Here is a 5,797-nt window from a genome sequence, read left to right as displayed (position 1 = left end):
GTAGGTGGACCAGTTGGTGATTCTGAACTTTTGCTTTGCCACGGAATGGTCTGTGTTGTCGGGAGGATGCGTGATCTGATCCTTCAACTCAGCAAAAGTTCGATTTATTCAACAAAGCCTACCAGCATGAAAAAAACAGAAATGGACTTATGCCTTTGATTAGAAGGCGCACAATGTTACAGCTCTGAACCATAGACAACATGAATATTAATGTTACTATCTGGTTGAGACTGTTGATAAAACGTAAAAAGGAATGCTCTGTTCCTGCAACTGAACAGGCGTGAAACGCTATCCAACAGGATGGATACCGTTTTGTCAGCCAGTTTTATAGATCACACTTATGAGTATGCGTGTTTCATTTACGGCCAGGAATGCTGATGATGACAACATTACTACCCGTTTTCACTAAGCCTTCCCCGTTGGCGCTCAATGCTCTGCGCGCTGGTCGTATTTGCCGTTTCCTTCTTATCCCGGATGGAAGAATCCGCTGAACGTCGTTCGGCGGCAGTTGTAACACGCGTCGTTTGCTTACAGGGATTATGGCGGGTCGATTATGGATAAGAGTAAGCGCCATCTGGCGTGGTGGGTTGTCGGGTTACTGGCGGTGGCGGCTATCGTGGCGTGGTGGCTGTTGCGCCCGGCAGGTGTGCCGGAAGGCTTTGCTGTCAGTAATGGGCGCATTGAAGCGACGGAAGTGGATATTGCCAGCAAAATTGCCGGGCGTATCGACACCATTCTGGTGAAAGAAGGCCAGTTTGTTCGCGAAGGTGAAGTGCTGGCGAAGATGGATACTCGCGTGTTGCAGGAACAGCGACTGGAAGCCATCGCGCAAATCAAAGAGGCACAAAGCGCCGTTGCTGCCGCGCAGGCTTTGCTGGAGCAACGACAAAGCGAAACTCGTGCCGCACAGTCGCTGGTTAATCAACGCCAGGCAGAACTGGACTCCGTAGCAAAACGTCATACGCGTTCCCGTTCACTGGCCCAACGAGGGGCTATTTCTGCGCAACAGCTGGATGACGATCGCGCCGCCGCTGAGAGCGCCCGAGCTGCGCTGGAATCGGCGAAAGCTCAGGTATCGGCTTCTAAAGCGGCTATAGAAGCGGCACGCACCAATATCATTCAGGCGCAAACCCGCGTCGAAGCGGCACAAGCCACTGAACGGCGCATTGCCGCAGATATCGATGACAGCGAACTGAAAGCCCCGCGTGACGGACGCGTGCAGTATCGGGTTGCCGAGCCAGGCGAAGTGCTGGCGGCAGGCGGTCGGGTGCTGAATATGGTCGATCTCAGCGACGTCTATATGACTTTCTTCCTGCCAACCGAACAGGCGGGCACGCTGAAACTGGGCGGTGAAGCCCGGCTGATCCTCGATGCCGCGCCAGATCTGCGTATTCCTGCAACCATCAGTTTTGTCGCCAGTGTCGCCCAGTTCACGCCAAAAACCGTCGAAACCAGCGATGAACGGCTGAAACTGATGTTCCGCGTCAAAGCGCGTATCCCACCGGAATTACTCCAGCAGCATCTGGAATATGTCAAAACCGGTTTGCCGGGCGTAGCGTGGGTGCGGGTGAATGAAGAACTTCCGTGGCCTGACGACCTCGTGGTGAGGTTGCCGCAATGACGCATCTGGAACTGGTTCCCGTCCCGCCTGTCGCGCAACTGGCGGGCGTGAGCCAGCATTATGGAAAAACCGTTGCGCTGAACAATATCACTCTCGATATTCCGGCCCGCTGTATGGTCGGGCTGATTGGCCCGGACGGCGTCGGGAAGTCGAGCTTGTTGTCGTTGATTTCCGGTGCCCGCGTCATTGAACAGGGCAATGTGATGGTGCTGGGCGGCGATATGCGCGACCCGAAGCATCGCCGCGACGTCTGCCCGCGCATCGCCTGGATGCCGCAGGGGCTGGGCAAAAACCTCTACCACACCTTGTCGGTGTATGAAAACGTCGATTTTTTCGCTCGCCTGTTCGGTCACGACAAAGCGGAGCGGGAAGTGCGAATCAATGAGCTGCTGACCAGCACCGGGTTAGCACCGTTTCGCGATCGTCCGGCAGGGAAACTCTCCGGCGGGATGAAGCAAAAACTTGGGCTGTGCTGCGCGTTAATCCACGACCCGGAACTGTTGATCCTTGATGAGCCAACAACGGGGGTTGACCCGCTCTCCCGCTCCCAGTTCTGGGATCTGATCGACAGTATTCGCCAGCGGCAGAGCAATATGAGCGTGCTGGTCGCCACCGCCTATATGGAAGAGGCCGAACGCTTCGACTGGCTGGTAGCGATGAATGCCGGAGAAGTGCTGGCAACTGGCAGCGCCGAAGAGCTACGGCAGCAAACGCAAAGCGCTACGCTGGAAGAAGCATTTATAAATCTGTTACCGCAAGCGCAACGCCAGGCGCATCAGGCGGTAGTGATCCCACCGTATCAACCTGAAAACGCAGAGATTGCCATCGAAGCGCGCGATCTGACCATGCGTTTTGGTTCCTTCGTTGCCGTTGATCACGTTAATTTCCGCATTCCACGCGGGGAGATTTTTGGTTTTCTTGGTTCGAACGGCTGCGGTAAATCCACCACCATGAAAATGCTCACCGGACTGCTGCCCGCCAGCGAAGGTGAGGCGTGGCTGTTCGGGCAACCGGTTGATCCAAAAGATATCGATACCCGCCGTCGGGTGGGCTATATGTCGCAGGCGTTTTCGCTCTATAACGAACTCACCGTGCGGCAAAACCTTGAGTTACATGCCCGTTTGTTTCACATCCCGGAAGCGGAAATTCCCGCAAGAGTGGCTGAAATGAGCGAGCGTTTTAAGCTCAACGACGTTGAAGATATTCTGCCGGAGTCATTGCCGCTCGGCATTCGCCAGCGGCTTTCGCTGGCGGTGGCGGTGATTCATCGCCCGGAGATGTTAATCCTCGATGAGCCTACTTCTGGTGTCGATCCGGTGGCGAGGGATATGTTCTGGCAGTTGATGGTCGATCTCTCGCGCCAGGACAAAGTGACTATCTTCATCTCCACCCACTTTATGAACGAAGCGGAACGTTGCGACCGCATCTCACTGATGCACGCCGGAAAAGTGCTTGCCAGCGGTACACCGCAGGAACTGGTTGAGAAACGCGGAGCCGCCAGTCTGGAAGAGGCATTTATCGCCTATTTGCAGGAAGCGGCAGGGCAGAGCAACGAAGCCGAAGCGCCGCCCGTGGTACACGACACCACCCACGCGCCGCGTCAGGGATTTAGCCTGCGCCGTCTGTTTAGCTACAGCCGCCGCGAAGCGCTGGAACTGCGACGCGATCCAGTACGTTCGACGCTGGCGCTGATGGGAACGGTGATCCTGATGCTGATAATGGGTTACGGCATCAGTATGGATGTGGAAAACCTGCGCTTTGCGGTGCTCGACCGCGACCAGACCGTCAGTAGCCAGGCGTGGACACTCAACCTCTCCGGTTCCCGTTACTTTATCGAACAGCCGCCGCTCACCAGTTATGACGAGCTTGATCGTCGGATGCGTGCGGGCGATATCACGGTGGCGATTGAGATCCCGCCCAATTTCGGGCGCGATATCGCGCGTGGTACGCCTGTGGAACTCGGCGTCTGGATCGACGGAGCGATGCCGAGCCGTGCTGAAACGGTAAAAGGTTACGTGCAGGCCATGCACCAGAGCTGGTTACAGGATGTGGCGAGCCGACAATCGACACCCGCCAGCCAAAGCGGGCTGATGAATATTGAGACGCGCTATCGCTATAACCCGGACGTAAAAAGCCTGCCAGCGATTGTTCCGGCGGTGATCCCGCTTCTGCTGATGATGATCCCGTCAATGCTAAGCGCCCTTAGCGTGGTGCGGGAAAAAGAGCTTGGGTCGATTATCAACCTTTACGTGACCCCCACCACGCGTAGTGAATTTTTGCTTGGTAAACAGTTGCCATACATCGCGCTGGGGATGCTGAACTTTTTCCTGCTCTGCGGCCTGTCGGTGTTTGTGTTTGGCGTACCGCATAAAGGCAGTTTCCTGACGCTCACCCTGGCGGCGCTGCTGTATATCATCATTGCCACCGGAATGGGGCTGCTGATCTCCACCTTTATGAAAAGCCAGATTGCCGCCATTTTCGGAACGGCGATTATCACGTTGATCCCGGCGACACAGTTTTCCGGGATGATCGATCCGGTAGCTTCGCTGGAAGGGCCTGGACGTTGGATCGGCGAGGTTTACCCGACCAGTCATTTTCTGACTATCGCCCGCGGGACGTTCTCGAAAGCGCTGGATCTGACTGATTTGTGGCAACTTTTTATCCCGTTGCTGATAGCCATCCCGCTGGTGATGGGCTTAAGTATCCTGCTGCTGAAAAAACAGGAGGGATGATGCGCCATTTACGCAATATTTTTAATCTGGGTATCAAAGAGTTGCGCAGTCTGCTCGGTGATAAAGCGATGCTGACGCTGATTGTCTTCTCGTTTACGGTGTCGGTGTATTCGTCAGCGACCGTTACGCCAGGATCGTTGAACCTCGCGCCGATCGCCATTGCCGATATGGATCAATCGCAGTTATCGAACCGGATCGTTAACAGCTTCTATCGTCCGTGGTTTTTGCCACCGGAGATGATCACCGCCGATGAGATGGATGCCGGACTGGACGCCGGACGCTATACCTTCGCGATAAATATTCCGCCTAATTTTCAGCGTGATGTCCTCGCCGGACGCCAGCCGGATATTCAGGTGAACGTCGATGCCACGCGCATGAGCCAGGCATTTACCGGCAATGGGTATATCCAGAATATTATCAACGGTGAAGTGAACAGCTTTGTCGCGCGCTACCGTGATAACAGCGAACCGTTGGTATCGCTGGAAACCCGGATGCGCTTTAACCCGAACCTCGATCCCGCGTGGTTTGGCGGGGTGATGGCGATCATCAACAACATTACCATGCTGGCGATTGTATTGACCGGATCGGCGCTGATCCGCGAGCGTGAACACGGCACGGTGGAACACTTACTGGTGATGCCGATAACGCCGTTTGAGATCATGATGGCGAAGATCTGGTCGATGGGGCTGGTGGTGCTGGTGGTATCGGGATTATCGCTGGTGCTGATGGTGAAAGGTGTACTGGGCGTACCGATTGAAGGCTCGATCCCGCTGTTTATGCTGGGCGTGGCGCTCAGTCTGTTTGCCACCACGTCAATCGGCATTTTTATGGGGACGATAGCGCGTTCAATGCCGCAACTGGGGCTGCTGGTGATTCTGGTGCTGCTGCCGCTGCAAATGCTTTCCGGTGGTTCCACGCCGCGCGAAAGTATGCCGCAGATGGTGCAGGACATTATGCTGACCATGCCGACGACACACTTTGTTAGCCTCGCGCAGGCCATCCTCTACCGGGGTGCCGGATTCGAAATCGTCTGGCCGCAGTTTCTGACGCTGATGGCAATTGGCGGCGCATTTTTCACCATTGCGCTGCTGCGATTCAGGAAGACGATTGGGACAATGGCGTAAATACAATTGCCCGATGCGTAAGCTTATAGGGACTACGCATCGGTGCAATTTATTGAATTTTAGTTGTTTTTAGGCCGGATAAGGCGTTTATGAACTGACCCCCAAAACCTGGACAGTTTCAGTTAACCGGCTTTTTGATACTCAGTCCTGTATTCAGGGCAAGATTACGAAAGCCCGCTCCCCGCAAGGACTGACGCCAGATAGTTTCTGTCCATGGCTGCTTTTCGCATCTTACGTCTTAACCCTGCCTTGAATACCTTATCATTCGTCAAAATATTAATAGCAATGTGCCGTATCCCTGAAAATAATTCTGCTGCATT

General features: G+C 54.8%; 5 protein-coding genes and 2 pseudogenes. 5 read left to right on the top strand and 2 right to left on the bottom strand.

Features of this window, described 5'->3' with window-relative positions; genetic code table 11:
* Window positions 1–87: hypothetical protein (locus tag K0778_RS27975; protein ID WP_227664762.1), on the bottom strand; the 87-nt coding region annotated here is incomplete at its 3' end.
* 26 nt (window positions 88–113) lie between these two features.
* On the opposite strand from K0778_RS27975, the pseudogene K0778_RS28705 reads away from it, so the two are divergent.
* From K0778_RS28705 to K0778_RS24555, 5 genes and pseudogenes are all read left to right on the top strand, one after another.
* A pseudogene (locus K0778_RS28705) lies at window positions 114–188 on the top strand (hypothetical protein); the annotation flags it as partial.
* 189 nt (window positions 189–377) lie between these two features.
* Window positions 378–491: a protein YhiY gene (gene yhiY / locus K0778_RS24570; RefSeq protein ID WP_001296785.1), complete on the top strand. Its 114-nt coding sequence runs from the start codon at window positions 378–380 to the stop codon at window positions 489–491.
* 62 nt (window positions 492–553) lie between these two features.
* Window positions 554–1,621 carry an HlyD family secretion protein gene (locus tag K0778_RS24565; RefSeq protein WP_000361491.1) on the top strand — a complete coding sequence of 356 codons (1,068 nt, stop codon included), beginning with the start codon at window positions 554–556 and terminating at the stop codon, window positions 1,619–1,621.
* Window positions 1,618–4,353: a ribosome-associated ATPase/putative transporter RbbA gene (rbbA, locus tag K0778_RS24560; RefSeq protein ID WP_000149156.1), complete on the top strand. Its 2,736-nt coding sequence runs from the start codon at window positions 1,618–1,620 to the stop codon at window positions 4,351–4,353. The genes K0778_RS24565 and rbbA overlap by 4 nt, the downstream gene beginning before the upstream one ends.
* The gene (locus K0778_RS24555) at window positions 4,353–5,477 is read left to right on the top strand and encodes an ABC transporter permease (protein ID WP_001216257.1); all 1,125 of its coding nucleotides are present in this window, start codon (window positions 4,353–4,355) and stop codon (window positions 5,475–5,477) included. Before rbbA ends, K0778_RS24555 begins: the two co-directional genes overlap by 1 nt.
* Before the next feature lie 164 nt (window positions 5,478–5,641).
* Here K0778_RS24555 and K0778_RS24550 read toward each other — a convergent pair.
* Window positions 5,642–5,797 (bottom strand): annotated as a pseudogene (locus tag K0778_RS24550) (ISAs1 family transposase); the annotation flags it as partial.

It is taken from the genome of Escherichia sp. XD33, assembly GCF_019375075.1.
Taxonomy (GTDB): domain Bacteria; phylum Pseudomonadota; class Gammaproteobacteria; order Enterobacterales; family Enterobacteriaceae; genus Enterobacter; species Enterobacter flexneri_A.
This window is presented reverse-complemented; position numbering and strand designations above follow the sequence as displayed.

What these genes read in the sequence shown, in the direction of transcription:
- rbbA (WP_000149156.1), top strand. Translation starts at nt 1,618, where the DNA reads ATGACGCATCTGGAACTGGTTCCCGTCCCGCCTGTCGCGCAACTGGCG.
- yhiY (WP_001296785.1), top strand. Translation starts at nt 378, where the DNA reads ATGATGACAACATTACTACCCGTTTTCACTAAGCCTTCCCCGTTGGCG.
- K0778_RS24565 (WP_000361491.1), top strand. Translation starts at nt 554, where the DNA reads ATGGATAAGAGTAAGCGCCATCTGGCGTGGTGGGTTGTCGGGTTACTG.
- K0778_RS24555 (WP_001216257.1), top strand. Translation starts at nt 4,353, where the DNA reads ATGCGCCATTTACGCAATATTTTTAATCTGGGTATCAAAGAGTTGCGC.